The following is a 13,588-nucleotide window of genomic DNA, read 5'->3' as shown; positions in this document are numbered from 1 at the left end:
AACGACTTACGAAATACTTTTATATCTCGTTGTTTTTTTGGTTTTTAGTTACCTTTTACTTTCGAGCTCTTTCCATAAAGACGTGCCAGCTTGCGCAATGACCGTCTATTGGCCCGAGCCAGCAGGCGCCGCGCGCAGCAGCGCTTCGATGGCGTCCGGCGCTACCGGCCGGCTGTAGCAGAAGCCCTGCATCTGGTCGCAACCATGGGCGAGCAAAAAGGCAAGCTGGTCGGGCGTTTCCACGCCTTCGGCAATCACGTTGAGCTTCATCGAGTGAGCCAGGCCGATCACGGCGTCGACAATGGCGGCGTCGTCGGCATCGTCGGTCAGGTCGCTGACGAACGAGCGGTCGATCTTGAGGCTGTGGATCGGGAAACGCTTCAGGCTGGCCAGGCTGGAGTAGCCGGTGCCGAAGTCGTCGATCGCCAGCTGGACGCCCATGGCGGCCAGGCGCGCCATCGTTTCCGTGGCCGCCACCGGGTTCTGCATCAGCACGCTCTCGGTGATTTCCAGTGTCAGTGCGCGCGGGTCGCACCCCGTTTTCTCGAGCAGCACAGCGACGCGCTGGGCCACGTCCTGGCCGAGGAACTGGCGCGCCGACAGGTTCACGCTGACGCGCACCGGCGGCAGGCCGCCCTGCTGCCAGGCCACCTGCTGCGCCATCGCGGTTTCCAGCACCCACTCGCCGATCGGCACGATCAGGCCGGTTTCTTCGGCCAGCGGGATGAAGTCGGCCGGCGACACCATCGGCTTGCCCTGCGGCTGCCAGCGCAGCAGCGCTTCGACACCGCCCAGGTGGCCGGTGGCGATATCGACCACGGGCTGGTAGTGCAGCACGAATTCGCGGCGCTGCAGCGCGCGTTGCAGCTCGCTTTCCATGCGCAGGTGCAGCGCGGTCTGCGCGCCCATGTCGGCCATGTAGAAGCTGAAACCGTTGCCGCCCTCCCCCTTCGAGCCGTACATGGCGCTGTCGGCGCATTTGAGCAGCGTGGCGCTGTCAGTGCCGTCGCGCGGGAACATCGCGATGCCGATCGAACCGGTCGGGAATACCTCTTGTCCGCACAGCAGCAGTGGCTGGAACAGGTTGTCGAGCAGCTTGCGGGCCACGCGTGCGGCATCGGTCTCGCCGTTCATCTCGGGCAGCACGACGACGAACTCATCGCCGCCCTGGCGCGCCACGGTGTCGCTCTCGCGCAGCGTGCCGGACAGGCGGCGCGCGATCTCGACGATCAGCTGGTCGCCCGCATCGTGGCCGAGCGTGTCGTTGACGTGCTTGAACCGGTCCAGGTCGATGAACATGACAGCCACCTGCGTGCCGGCGCGGTGCGCATGCGCGATGGCGCGCTCGAGCCGGTCCTGCAGCAGCACGCGGTTCGGCAGGCCGGTCAGCGCGTCGTGGTTGATCACGCGCAGCAGCGCTTCTTCGGCGCCCTTGCGGCGCGAGATGTCTTCGACCACGGCGATGAAACGCTGGTTGCCGTAGGCGTCGCGCATCGTCGAGACGCTGACATTGACCCAGATCGGCGTGCCGTCGCGCCGCAGCAGGCGCCGTTCGCGCTGGTAGTCGCTGATCTCGCCGTCGCGCAGGCGCCTGACCAGCGTCAGTTCGTCCGGCAAATCATCGACGTGGGTCAGTTGCTGGAAGAAGCGCTGCAGCAGTTCGATTTCGCTGTAGCCCAAGATCTGCGCCATCTTGCCATTCACGCGCAGCAGGCGCCCGTCCGGGCCCAGCAGCACGATGCCCACCGCCGCCTGGCTGAAGGTCAGGCGGAAGAATTCCTCGCTTTCCTGCAGGCGCAGGCGCGCCTTGCGGCGGAAGGTGATGTCCTGGCCGATCAGCAGCAGCATGCAGCCGCCGGCCTGCTCGGTGCGGCGGATATTGAATTCGAGATGGCGCACGCCATCCGGGCGGCCATCGAGCGAGACCAGCACGTGGTCTTGCGGCGCGCCAGTGGCCAGGGCGTCGCTGACCCGCGCGGCCAGGCCGGCGTCGGGCAGCCAGCGCGCGAGCGGATGGCCGGCGCTGGCGGCTTCTTCCGGTGCGTCGATCAGTTCGGCCATCATGCGGTTCATCGAGCGCACGCGGCACTCGGCGTCGATGACCAGCAAGCCTGCCGGCATGCCGTCGATCACTTGCTCGAGGTAGTTGCGGTTTTGACCGAGCAGCGCATGCGCGTCCCGCAGTGCGTGCGCTTCGCTGGTGTGCCGCGCAAGTTCGGCGGCGGTGGCGTGCAGTTCGTCCGCCGCAACAAGGGGCGGCGCGGAGGTCTCGGTCGTGTGGATCATCATGGGAAGCACCTGTGGCTATCCAACGTAATCGAGTGTTATTTTTTTGTTGGATACGATTGTTGCATGATAGCAAACCAGCGCCGTGGAGGCGATGGTTGTCGATCTCCTGTTGTTATTTTGTGTGAGGTTTCTGCATAGTCACTGACCTGATGCAAGTTGGTCAGTTGCTGCCGCTGCAGCAGCGCAATGTGGGCAGAGAAAATGAGGTGAGAGTCATCCGGTCGAACCCAACCGGAGTCCACCATGCATTCAGGTTTTTCGCTATTGCGCGCCACGGGCGCCCTCGCCCTATCGTGCAGTGCCGGCGCGGCGCAGGCCTAGGTCATCGCCACGCTGAGCCCGGCGCAGCCGGCGGTTGGCCGCGGCGACAACGTGCTGGTGACCGTCACGCTGACCAACACGTCGGACACGGTCCGGCACCTGCTGCGCTGGCGCACGCCGCAGCAGGACCTCGAGGCGCCGCTGTTCGAGGTGCAGCGCGACGGCCAGCCGGTGCGCTACCTGGGCCGCCGCATCAAGCGCGCCGCGCCGGGGCCAGCCGACTACCTGCAACTGGCACCGGGCGCCGCGCTCACGCACACGGTCGAGCTGTCGCGTTTCTACGAGATGCGCGTCACCGGCAGCTACACGATCCGCTATCGCAGTCCGGCCCTGCACGCGCCGGACACGACTGCCGGCGCGGTCGTGGGTGAGCTTGCTTCCAACGGCGTCACGATCCGGGTGGAGGGCAGCAGCACGCCGATCCTGCAGGATGCCGCCGCCCCGGGCTTTGCCAACTGCAGCAAGGCGCAGCAGACGCAGCTGGTGACCGCGATGGCAGCCGGGCGCGCGATGGCGGCCGACAGCCAGGCTTATTTGACCTCGGGTGCGTCATATGGCGCGCGGTACGCGCTGTGGTTCGGGGCGCAGGATGCCACGCGCGGCGCAAAGGTCACGGCCAATGTCACGGCGATCAGGGAGGCGTTCGAGGACAAGCCGGTCAGGATCGACTGCGATTGCGACGAACCCTATTTCGCCTACGTGTATCCGGCGCGGCCGTACACGGTCTGGGTCTGCAAGGCGTTCTGGGCGGCAGCAACGACCGGGACCGATTCGCGCGGCGGCACGCTGTTGCACGAGCTGAGTCACTTCGATGTGGTGGCGGGCACCGACGACCACGTGTACGGCCAGGCCGGCGCGGCGGAACTGGCGCGCAGCGCGCCGCAGCGGGCGATCGACAACGCCGATTCGCATGAGTATTTTGGCGAGAACACGCCGGCGCAGGCGAGCGTGTCACAGGCTGCCGGGGAGTGAGTGACATGACACTGCCTGTCACCACCCTTGCCGCCGCCCTGGCCAGCTACCGGCTCGACACGCACAACCGGCCCCTGCGCATGGTGCTGGGCCAGCCCGGCGCGGCCGATGTCAATGCGCTGCTGCCGCATTACGCCAGCGCCAGCGAATCCGTGTGCGGCGGCCTCGAACTGCAGATTCTGTGCCTGTCCGAAAGCGCAACGCTCGAACTGAAGCGTTTCATCGGCCTGCCTTGCGAGCTGCAGATCGTGACCGATCGCGGCAACCTGCGCAGGCTGTGCGGGATCGTCACGGCGGCCGCATCAGGCCACAGCGATGGCGGGATCGCGAGCTACAAGCTGACCGTGCGCGACGCGTTGTCGGTGATGGACGCGACACAAACGACACGCGTTTTCCGCGACAGGAATGAGCTCGAGATCATCGAGCTGGTCCTCAAGGAATGGCAACGAAACAATCCTGTGATCGCCTCGACCTTCGACTTCGAGATCGCCAGCGGCCTGCTCAACCGCACGCTCCCGAAGCGCGCGCTCACGATGCAGCTGAACGAATCGGATGCCGGCTTCGTGCGGCGCCTGATGCAGCGCCGCGGCATCGCCTGGTTCGTTCGCCCGGGCAGAGCCGACCGGCAGAGTCAGGCCGGCGGCGAGGCCGCCGGCATCGGCCACACGCTGATGCTGTTCGATGATGACACGGCGCTGGCGTGCAATGCGGCAGCCACCATCCGCTTTCAGCGCGACGACGCGACCGAGGAGCGCGACGCGATCACGCTCTGGAGCGCCGAGCGCACGCTGGTGCCTGGCCATACGTCGCTGCACAGCTGGGATTACCTGAACCCTGCCAATGGCGGCGCAACGACCAGCTCGCCGCTACGCGTCGACCAGGGCAAGACCGGGAACGCGCTGGCCGCCGGCCTGGAACACTATCAGGTGACGGCGCCGCATCGTGGCGACAACCGCGCCGACCTGCTGGCCATCAGCGATGCGCTGGTGGCGCACCACGAGTTTATCGCCAAGTGCTTCCATGGCGAAGGCGCGGTGCGCGACCTGGCCGTTGGCGAGTGGTTCGGTCTGACGGGCCATCCCGAGATCGACAAGCACCAGCCCGACCAGCGCGAATTCGTGGTAACCGCGCAGCGCATCGATACCACCAACAACCTGCCGGCAGACATCAACGCCCAGGTCGAACGGCTGTTTGCGCGCAGCGGCTGGGACACCGCCCGGCTCGGCGACACCAATCACGCGCTGCGCTACCGGTCTCGCTTTAGCTGCGTGCGCCGCGGCGTGCGGATCGTGCCGCCACCACCAGTGATTCCGCAGCCGCAGTTGCAGAGCGCGATCGTCGTCGGACCAAAGGACGAGGCCGTGTGGTGCGATCACCTGGGGCGCGTCAAAATCCGCTTCCCGGCAACCCGCGCGCAGGATCACGCACATGCCGATGGCGCCGGCGCGTCGGGTTCGGATCGCGACTCGGCCTGGGTACGCGTCGCGTCCGGCTGGGCGGGTAATGGCGGCGGCAACCAGTGTGGCGCGCGCCTGCTGCCGCCCGTGGGCGCCGAGGTACTGGTGGCATTCGCCGGTGGCGATCCTGACAAGCCGGTCATCATCGCCCAGGTCTACAACGGCGCCGCCCCGCCTCCCGCCTTCCGGCGCGAAGGTGGTCTGCCCGCCAACCGCTTTCAATCAGGCCTGCGCAGCCGCGAAATCCACGGCCAGCGCGGCAACCAGCTGCGGCTCGATGACACGGCCGGGCAGATCAGCGCGCAGCTGGCGAGCGACCATGGGGCGAGCGAACTCAATCTGGGCTACCTGACCGAACCGCGCCAGGAAGGCAATGCCAGGGCGCGCGGCGAAGGTGCCGAGTTACGCACCGAAGAAGCCATTGCACTGCACGCGGCGCGCGGCATCCTGCTCAGCGCCTGGAAGCTGCTGGGCGGTGCCGGCGACAAGGGTGCGCAGCTGGCCCGCGACGATTACCTGGGCCTGCTACGCGATTGTGGCGAACTGTGCGCGTCGCTGGGCAACTACGCAGTGCAGCACAACGGGCTGGCCATCGACACGGCCGAACAAGAAGCACTGCTGGCGCGCTTCACGACGTGGGAAGACGGCAGCAATACCAAGCCGGAAGCGACGCAGCCGGGCGAACCGGTGATCGCCGTGACATCCCCGGCGGGGATCGGCTTTGCCAGCTCGAAAGCCGTGGTCAGCTACGCGGGCACCAACGTCGACACGGCCGCGCAGCAGCACATGCAATTCACTGCGGGCCAGCGGTTCTCGGTCAACGCCGGCAAGGGGCTGTCGCTGTTCGCACATCACGGCGGGCTGCATGCGATCGCCCACAACGGCAAGCTCCTGATGCAAAGCCAGCAGGACGACACGGCCATCGAATCGGCGCAGAACATGCAGCTCACGGCGACGGAGGGCACGGTGACGGTCACGGGCAAGGTCATTCTGCTGGTGGCTGCTGACGGTTCGTTCCTCAAGCTGGGCGATGGCCCGCCCGTGCTGGGCAGCAAGGCGCCTTTGCAATTTCATGCGCCGGATTACACGTTCGACGGACCTGAATCGATGGCGGCGCAGTTCCCGACATTTGGCGCTGGCGGTGCGGACCAGAAACTGGAACTGCGCTATCCGCGGGGCGTTGCGGGCGACGACTGCGCCGAGCCGCTGGGGGCGTTGGTGAAGGACATGAAGATGCGCGTGGCGCTCAGTGATGGCACGGGTCTTGAGGGTGTCAGCGATGCGCAGGGCAAGTCGGAATTGATGGCGCGCGATGCGATGCATATGGCCGAGATCGTGCTGTCGCGCGGTGGCGAAGACCAATAGGAGAACGAGATGGCCAGCAAATATCCGAAAAGTGAATACGTCATCAAACGCGACAACGCGCTGCTGCAACCCTGTCGCATCAGCGACAAGGTTGTCGATGTGCCGCGGGAGCAACCCTGCAACATCATCGTGGTACACGGCGTAAACGATGTTGGCACCAGCTATGGCGCAGTCGAGCAAGGGCTGTGCGCGGGACTGCAGGATCGCCTGCTGCGCAAGTTCAAGCCTGGGACGTACCGGATGCCTGGCGCAAAGGACAAGGAGACGCTGCTGGATGATCCTGATGCGTTGTTTTTCAAGCGCGACATGGCGCCCGATACGGATAGTCCGGTGATTCCGTTTTACTGGGGTTTTCGTGAGGTGGGCAATCTGACGAAGACCGTGAATGGCCAGAAGACGGACCGTAACGGCAATCGCCTCGACAAGGATCTGTCCAAAGGAGGCGGCCCGTTCGGCAATGCCACCAGCACGCTGCCCGACATGTGGAACAAGGGCATCTATGCGCCATTCGATCCGGCCGGTGACCCGCTCCGACCTGTCAAGACCGGACCGGGACGAATGTACATGGTGCTTGCTGCGCGACGCCTGGCAGCGCTGGTCGCGATGATTCGCCAGTATGAGCCCACTGACACTGTCAACATCGTCGCGCACAGCCAGGGTTGTTTGATCAGTTTGCTGGCACAGGCTTTTCTTATGGAGATCGGTGAGCGTACGGCGGATACACTGATTTTGACGCATCCACCGTATAGCCTTGATCAAGGGATGGGCATGTCGATGCGGACTGCCGCATTCGTCAAGGGCGATATGGACGGAGCCATGAGCAATTTCTATGACCTGATCTCTGACAGACAAACGATCAGGGCTCGCCTGGATACGCTGGTCAATATCGTTACAGGCGTCGCGAAGTCCAAGACAACCTCGCCGGTATTTTCCCGCATTAGTGAAACAGACTCCGGCGGCATGGTGCATGCCCGCTGGAAACCGAATTCTGACCGAGACAACCGGGGCAAGGTCTACTTATATTTCAGCCCAGAGGATATGACGGTCGCACTCGACAATATGCGCGGCATTGGCTGGCAAGGCGTGCCGGATACCGTTGCAAATGTAATCACCTCAGAAGAGGTGAGAGCTTACGCAAAGAGTCATGACGATGCGCCTCCGCCGCGGCGGCGCAAGGCTCTTGGCGAGCTCGGCTTTGCCTTCCGTCAGAGGGTGTTCACAGCAAAGCTGCGATCACATCCAGGGACGGGAAAGGCCGCGCCAGTGCTAGTAGGTCAGGCGCCGCACGATTTCATCTTGAGGCTACCGAACGAAGACGACCATGCCCACGTTGCGGCAAGCGGCCGCACCCTGCGCGAGTCATTACCGGTGACGTCATCAGCGACGATCGAGCAGGAAATCGACCGGCGGGGAGTCAGGACGATCAATGGAGAGGCGCTCAAGATGCCATGCAAAGCGGACATTGTGGGCAATCAAATCGATGCAGACAAGATTCCAGCACATTCCATGCTCGCCCGGGTCACTCCCAAGGATCGTGGGCCTTGCGAAGAAGTCGATGCAATTGATGCCGCTACCGCCGTGACAAGCAATAAAGGTCTTCAGGTCAGGGATGAAGGACTACAGGCGACTGTCATTGCGTCATTGCGGTCATGGAGGACCGGCGATGTCGTGGAGTCTGATCTTAAACAGCTGGAAGCCGCGTACAACCAGGTCAAGCGTCCCGGCAATACTAACCCTGAGGATAGGGAACGCATAGTGTCAGGCGAACGTTTCGCCAATGGTGCGATCAAGGCGCAGATAGAAGAAAGCCCTAATGCGGCAAGGCTGCGCTGGCAGAAAGAGCTGAGTCCTAAATCGTTTCATAGCGTGATTTTCGCAAGTAGCAAGAATCATCGGCAGGTCACTGCATACGACTTATCGATTGGAAGCGGCAAGGCGGTGAGTGATCCCACGTTTTACGCATATTTGTGCGCAGTGGCGGATTGGCGGCTCAAGATTATGGACACCGATGGGCAGCCGCGAGACGGGATATTCACTTGGGACAAATTCCTCACCTTGTTTCATGCATACCTTGCAGGTGAACCCAATTGGCGTAAGCAGACGATCGAAGGCAATGCCAAATATTATTCCCGTGGTGTTCTTCCAGAAGGATTGCCGCTATTGACAGGAAAATTATGGGACATCGTTATTTCCGAGACGATATCGGGCGCTCGCGTAATGGCATCCCAATCGAAAGGGAAGTCATGAGCAGCACATCAAAAAATAGCATCACTTACGAGCACTACAGGGCATGGAAATATGTGCTGGGAGCGCTAATTGCATATCCAGTTCTAGCGTTACTGTGGATGCTTTTTGATATTTGGGTCTTGCATCCTGACCTTCTGAATATCGACATGGGTTCGACAATGAATAAAGTTAGATGGCTTGGTATTCCTCTTCTGTTAGTGACCACCCTTTTTGGTGGCAAGTGGCTGGTCGACGCGCATGCAGCCAATAGCCGCGCACGTGAATGGCAGCTGAAAACGCAACAGCTAGAGAAACTGAACTCCGCTGCGACATCCAAACAGTTGAGACGCGAATACGTGCTCGAAGTGCTGGGACTGGGCGTCACGGTCGAACAGTACCGCCAGGGCAAACTATGGAATGTGCTGCAACAAGGGGGGCCCTATACGAGCGTTCGCGAGACTGACCCCGACAAGTACCCATGGTCCGGAACGGCCAAGAGCGGCCAGACTGGCAATCGCACCAACGATGCTTTGGAAAACGGTGCAGATGCGTCACCGATGTTTTGGGGCGTTCCATCAATGTATGCACGTGGCCCAATGGACGACCCTGCGAAGCAGCCAAGTGAAACCTGGCCGATGGCCGGATTGGCAGGTAACGCAGAAGGTACCGGCATGGCATGGCATCTGTTTGCAATCGGTCCTTGGCGCATCGGCGAACGCCCCGACCAACTGCTGGAGCAAGCATTTACATTTTTCGATGCAAACCCCGACCTTCCGTATCTCGTTTTGCTTAGTACGGACAGCGATTCAAGTCGTGACTATGGGAAAGCGGCCGACAGAGAATTTCGCGTTCGAGATGGTCATTACATTCCAGAATATACCGATGCCAGTACCGTCTTCGTCCTAGCTCGACGTGAAAGGGTTGAGCCACTGCGCCCCTATGCGTGGAACGACCCAGACAACGATTATCTGCAAGAGACGCTGCGCAAGATGTATTACCAACTTCAAGACAATGTGCCAATACCTGCCAGAGTGGCTGAGAGATTTCCGGGCATCACCAGACAACCCACCGTCGCCGAATGGCTCCCCGCCGCCGCCAAATTCGCCAAACACCCGGTCTTCGACCGCCCCGAAAGCACGCTGCTCGACGACTACAAACGCTGGGCCAACCCGCCGCCAAAAGACTGGAAGCCAACCCCGTGGTTCCCGGTCCCCTGGAACCGCAACCAGCTCGCTGCTTTCGACGCCCTCCCCTCGATGGGCTTCATCCACCGCCCCGTGTTCGTCAAGTTCGAGGATGAGCAAGGCAAGCCAGTCAAGCGCCGCGATGCGCGTCAAAAGCTGCTGGAAGCCGGCTGGCAGCAGGCGCTGCAGACGCTGCCCGAAGCGCAGCGCGCCGCAGGCCCGGCCCGCATCATCGCGGCGTTCAACCACGACACCGAACAGAAGATCGCGCTGGCAGGCACGCTGCACGCGTACGCCGCGCAGGGTGGCCCCGACATCGACACCGGCAAGACGTCGCAGTTCATCGATACCGACCACCGCATGGGCAATACCGGCGCCGCGACCTTCTTCGTGCAGATGGCGGTTGGCGTGATGGGCAGCTACATCGACGGCGGCGCCTCGGCCGCGATCAATCTGCGCGACCCGGCCGGCGCCAGCATCGTGTTCATCAGCCCGCCGACTAAGGAACGACGCGAGGCGCAAGGCGCGAACATCTTCAAGCATATCGTGCACCCGTCGATCGATCCGGACAACTACAAGCCACCGACAGTGGCGTCAGTACTGGGCGCAAACGCAGACGCACACCCCGAACACGACACCGCATCCGACTGAATCACCATCCAGGAAAAGGCTCAATCATGCGCAATATCATCAGGCTCGGCGACGCCACCTCGCATGGCGGCAAGGTCCTCAGCGTCAGCGCGCGGCATGTCAGGGTGGGAGGAATTCCGGTAGCGTGCGTGGGCGACACCTGCAGTTGCCCCGTCAAGGGTCACAACGGCTGCAAGATCGTCAGCGGCTCGGCACAACATAAAATCGATGGCAAATTGATCGCCTTCGATGGCGACAAGACGAGTTGTGGCGCGACGCTGATCGCCAGCGCCACCAACTGCAAGGCGCCGTGAATCAGCGCGCGGCCATCCTGACCGTGTGCGAGAACTTCACCGGCAGCGCCGGGCTGCTCTTGATCCCGCCCGCGTCGAGCTTGCGCAGATCCGTCACCCACGGGCCGGCGTAGCGGATCTCGTAACTGTGCTGGCCTGGCTTGAACGCATACGCCTGCGTGATGTCGAGGGTATTCAGGTAGGTCGTCTGCGGCTTGACCTCGAGATAATCGGCTGGCCCGAGCGGGCCGCGCTTGACCATGCGGCCCGTGTAGGCGACCGTGTCCGTCAGTGAACTCAGCGCAAAACGGGGGGCGCTCAGATCGTCGCCCAGCGCGATTTCGCGCGGGATCCATATCGGTACGTCGCCCCGGTTTTCGATCAGCACCCTTACCTTCACCTTGCCGGCCCCGGTTTCGACCTCAAGCCGGTGCTGGACGTTCACCTTGGCCTCCACGGCCTTGACCACGCCAACCAGGCCGACCAGCGACAGCACCATTGCCAGCTTGGCCGCCGGCGAGCTTCGTTTGACATGCATTGCGACTCCTCGAGGATTCACGGCAGGCGTCACCCGCGTGACGCTGCCAGTCGATTATGACATGATTTCAACAATACATTCACGGAAGTATGTTACCGCCGGTCTCGGGCAGCGCCGCCAGGATCATCACCGCCACGCGCCGGTTGCGCGCCTTGCCGGCCTCGTCGGAATTGGGCGCCACCGGCCGCGTCGCCGCAAAGCCGATCGCAGACAGGCGCACCTCGGGCACGCCGTTGGCGGCGAACAACCGCACCACGCTGCTCGCGCGCGCTGTCGACAGTTCCCAGTTCGATGGATACAACGGATTGGCGATCGGCAGGTCGTCGGTGTGACCTTCGACCTCGATGCGGTGCGTGTCGTTCCTCAGCAGGCCGGCCACCTGCGCCAGGATTTCCTGGCCTTCGCCATCCAGCACTGCTTCGCCCTGCGGGAACAGCACGCTGGCGTTGATCTCGACGCTGATGCCGCGCGCGTTCTGGATGACCCGCACCTGGCCCGACTTCACCAGCGGCAGCAAGGTCGCCGACAGTTCGCGCGCCATCACGCCCATTTTTTCCTGCTCGCGCCGCGCCGCTTCGTTGCGGCGGCGGTTGATGATGTGCGACAGCGGCAGTACCGGCTCGACATTGGTGTTGACCTGCGTGGCCGCGCCGCGGCCGCCGAATGCATTTCCCAGCGCATCGGACAGCACCTGGTACTTGCCCTCGTTGACGATGGAAATGGCATACATGACGACGAAGAACGCGAACAGCAGTGTGATCAGGTCGGCGTACGAAATCAGCCAGCGCTCGTGGTTCTCGGTGGAGACATCGTCGTCGTAGCGCTTGCGGGCCATGGTGGTGGGTTAGTGGTGCGTGAGCAGGCTGGCGACGCGTTCGTCCACGACGCGGCCATGGTCGCCACTGGCCAGGTCAGAAAAGACTTCGGCCAGGATCTCGTACTGCGACACCTTGTCGCTGACGATGGCCTTGAGCTTGTTGCCGACCGGGTAGAAGAACAGGTTGGCCATGCCCACGCCGTACACGGTCGAGACAAACGCGACCGCGATGCCGGAACCCAGACGGGCCGGATCGGACAGGTTTTCCATCACGTGAATCAGGCCCAGCACGGCGCCCAGGATGCCGATCGTCGGCGAATAGCCGGCGGCCGATTCCCAGATGCGCGCCGCCTGGCGCTGGGCGAATTCGTAGCCGTTGATTTCGTGTTCGAGCAGGCTGCGCACCTTGTCGGGGGCGATGCCGTCGACCACCAGGCGCAAGCCCTTGGCGACGAACGGGTCGGCCTTGTTCATGAATTGTTCGAGCGACAGCAAGCCGTCGCGGCGCGCCGTCAGGCTCCACAGCGCGATCTCGCGCGACAGTTTCTGGCGGCCGTTTTTCGGTGGCACGAATACCCAGCGCAACATGGTGATGCCGCGCAAGAAGGTGCGGGTCTCGCTTTGCAGCAGCACGGCGCCGAAGGTGCCGACCACCACGATGGCAAATGCGGCAGGCTGGATCAACGACGAGAACTTGCCGCCGTCGAGGGTATAACCGAGAAAGATGCCGGCGATTGCCAGCACCAGGCCGATTACGCTGGCCCAGTCCATAATTGCTCCCGTAAGGTGGTGCGCAAACGTGCGACGGCCTGGGTGTGCAGCTGCGACACCCGCGATTCACTCACGCCCATCACGGCGCCGATTTCCTTCAGGTTCAGTTCTTCTTCGTAGTACAGGCCCATCAGGAGTTTTTCACGCGGCGGCAGCTTGTCGATCGCATCGATCACGGCCTGGCGAAAATCGGTTTCCATCAGGCTGCGCAACGGGTCGGCATCGTCCACCGCATAGCGGTCGAGGAAATTGTCGCTGCCTTCGTCGGCGTGGAAGTCTTCGTAGTACAGCAGCTGGTGACCACCCGAGTCGGCCAGCATGTCCTGGTACTCGTCGAGCGAGATCTTGAGCGACGCGGCCACTTCGGATTCGCTGGGAGGGCGGCCCAGGCGCTGCTGCAGCGACTGCATCGCGCCCTCGACCTTGCGCATGTTCTGGCGCGTGCTGCGCGGCATCCAGTCGCTGGCGCGCAGCTCGTCGAGCATTGCGCCGCGGATGCGCAGCACGGCGTAGGTCTCGAACTGCGCGCCGTGGTCGTCTTCGTAGCGGTTGATCGCGTCGAGCAAACCGATCATGCCGGCCTGGATCAGGTCATCGACCTCCACCGAAGGCGGCAGCTTCGCCTTCATGTGGTGGGCAAGACGCTTTACCAACGGCATATGCTCCGTCAGCAAAGAATTCTTGTCCGCTTTCCCTTTGACCGTATACATGCTGGCGTATGTCTT

10 protein-coding genes are annotated in these 13,588 nt (G+C 62.9%); 5 read left to right on the top strand and 5 right to left on the bottom strand.

Annotated elements, in window-relative coordinates; translation table 11 throughout:
• Positions 1-105: 105 nt before the first annotated feature.
• Positions 106-2,289, bottom strand: a complete 2,184-nt coding sequence (locus tag AC56LN_RS03370) for a putative bifunctional diguanylate cyclase/phosphodiesterase (protein WP_499569936.1) — start codon at positions 2,287-2,289, stop codon at positions 106-108.
• A gap of 372 nt (positions 2,290-2,661) precedes the next feature.
• Between AC56LN_RS03370 and AC56LN_RS03365 the strand changes: the two genes are divergently transcribed.
• From AC56LN_RS03365 to AC56LN_RS03345, 5 genes are read left to right on the top strand one after another with little or no spacing between them, the layout of a single operon-like run.
• Positions 2,662-3,582 (top strand): M35 family metallo-endopeptidase, encoded by a 921-nt coding sequence (locus tag AC56LN_RS03365; RefSeq protein ID WP_499569935.1) that lies wholly within the window; start codon positions 2,662-2,664, stop codon positions 3,580-3,582.
• A gap of 5 nt (positions 3,583-3,587) precedes the next feature.
• Positions 3,588-6,404, top strand: coding sequence for a type VI secretion system Vgr family protein (locus AC56LN_RS03360; RefSeq protein WP_499569934.1), 2,817 nt, complete (start codon positions 3,588-3,590; stop codon positions 6,402-6,404).
• A 9-nt stretch (positions 6,405-6,413) separates the two neighbouring features.
• Positions 6,414-8,651: a T6SS effector phospholipase Tle3 domain-containing protein gene (locus AC56LN_RS03355; RefSeq protein ID WP_499569933.1), complete on the top strand. Its 2,238-nt coding sequence runs from the start codon at positions 6,414-6,416 to the stop codon at positions 8,649-8,651.
• Positions 8,648-10,465 carry a type VI lipase adapter Tla3 domain-containing protein gene (locus AC56LN_RS03350; protein WP_499569932.1) on the top strand — a complete coding sequence of 606 codons (1,818 nt, stop codon included), beginning with the start codon at positions 8,648-8,650 and terminating at the stop codon, positions 10,463-10,465. Before AC56LN_RS03355 ends, AC56LN_RS03350 begins: the two co-directional genes overlap by 4 nt.
• 26 nt (positions 10,466-10,491) lie before the next feature.
• Positions 10,492-10,758 carry a PAAR domain-containing protein gene (locus tag AC56LN_RS03345; protein WP_499569931.1) on the top strand — a complete coding sequence of 89 codons (267 nt, stop codon included), beginning with the start codon at positions 10,492-10,494 and terminating at the stop codon, positions 10,756-10,758.
• Between the two features lies 1 nt (position 10,759).
• Here the strand turns inward: AC56LN_RS03345 and AC56LN_RS03340 are convergent, their stop codons facing one another.
• The 4 genes from AC56LN_RS03340 to AC56LN_RS03325 all read right to left on the bottom strand — a co-directional run bounded on the left by AC56LN_RS03340 (position 10,760) and on the right by AC56LN_RS03325 (position 13,573).
• Entirely contained in the window at positions 10,760-11,275 is a 516-nt protein-coding gene (locus AC56LN_RS03340) for a hypothetical protein (RefSeq protein ID WP_332532430.1), read from the bottom strand.
• Between the two features lie 79 nt (positions 11,276-11,354).
• Complete coding sequence (motD, locus tag AC56LN_RS03335) at positions 11,355-12,110, bottom strand: flagellar motor protein MotD (protein WP_499569930.1); 756 nt, start codon at positions 12,108-12,110, stop codon at positions 11,355-11,357.
• Between the two features lie 9 nt (positions 12,111-12,119).
• A complete protein-coding gene (locus AC56LN_RS03330; protein ID WP_482899843.1) occupies positions 12,120-12,863 on the bottom strand; it encodes a flagellar motor protein in 744 nt (247 codons plus the stop codon).
• Positions 12,845-13,573: an RNA polymerase sigma factor FliA gene (locus AC56LN_RS03325; RefSeq protein WP_343027940.1), complete on the bottom strand. Its 729-nt coding sequence runs from the start codon at positions 13,571-13,573 to the stop codon at positions 12,845-12,847. The genes AC56LN_RS03330 and AC56LN_RS03325 overlap by 19 nt, the downstream gene beginning before the upstream one ends.
• Between the last annotated feature and the right edge of the window lie 15 nt (positions 13,574-13,588).

It is taken from the genome of Telluria sp. ZT3P26 (genome assembly GCF_059686035.1).
This window is presented reverse-complemented; position numbering and strand designations above follow the sequence as displayed.

Bases quoted from the DNA above. Each gene is read 5' to 3' on its own strand.
- AC56LN_RS03370 (WP_499569936.1), bottom strand. From the start codon at position 2,289: ATGATGATCCACACGACCGAGACCTCCGCGCCGCCCCTTGTTGCGGCG.
- AC56LN_RS03360 (WP_499569934.1), top strand. From the start codon at position 3,588: ATGACACTGCCTGTCACCACCCTTGCCGCCGCCCTGGCCAGCTACCGG.
- AC56LN_RS03355 (WP_499569933.1), top strand. From the start codon at position 6,414: ATGGCCAGCAAATATCCGAAAAGTGAATACGTCATCAAACGCGACAAC.
- AC56LN_RS03350 (WP_499569932.1), top strand. From the start codon at position 8,648: ATGAGCAGCACATCAAAAAATAGCATCACTTACGAGCACTACAGGGCA.
- AC56LN_RS03345 (WP_499569931.1), top strand. From the start codon at position 10,492: ATGCGCAATATCATCAGGCTCGGCGACGCCACCTCGCATGGCGGCAAG.
- AC56LN_RS03340 (WP_332532430.1), bottom strand. From the start codon at position 11,275: ATGCATGTCAAACGAAGCTCGCCGGCGGCCAAGCTGGCAATGGTGCTG.
- motD (WP_499569930.1), bottom strand. From the start codon at position 12,110: ATGGCCCGCAAGCGCTACGACGACGATGTCTCCACCGAGAACCACGAG.
- AC56LN_RS03330 (WP_482899843.1), bottom strand. From the start codon at position 12,863: ATGGACTGGGCCAGCGTAATCGGCCTGGTGCTGGCAATCGCCGGCATC.
- AC56LN_RS03325 (WP_343027940.1), bottom strand. From the start codon at position 13,573: ATGTATACGGTCAAAGGGAAAGCGGACAAGAATTCTTTGCTGACGGAG.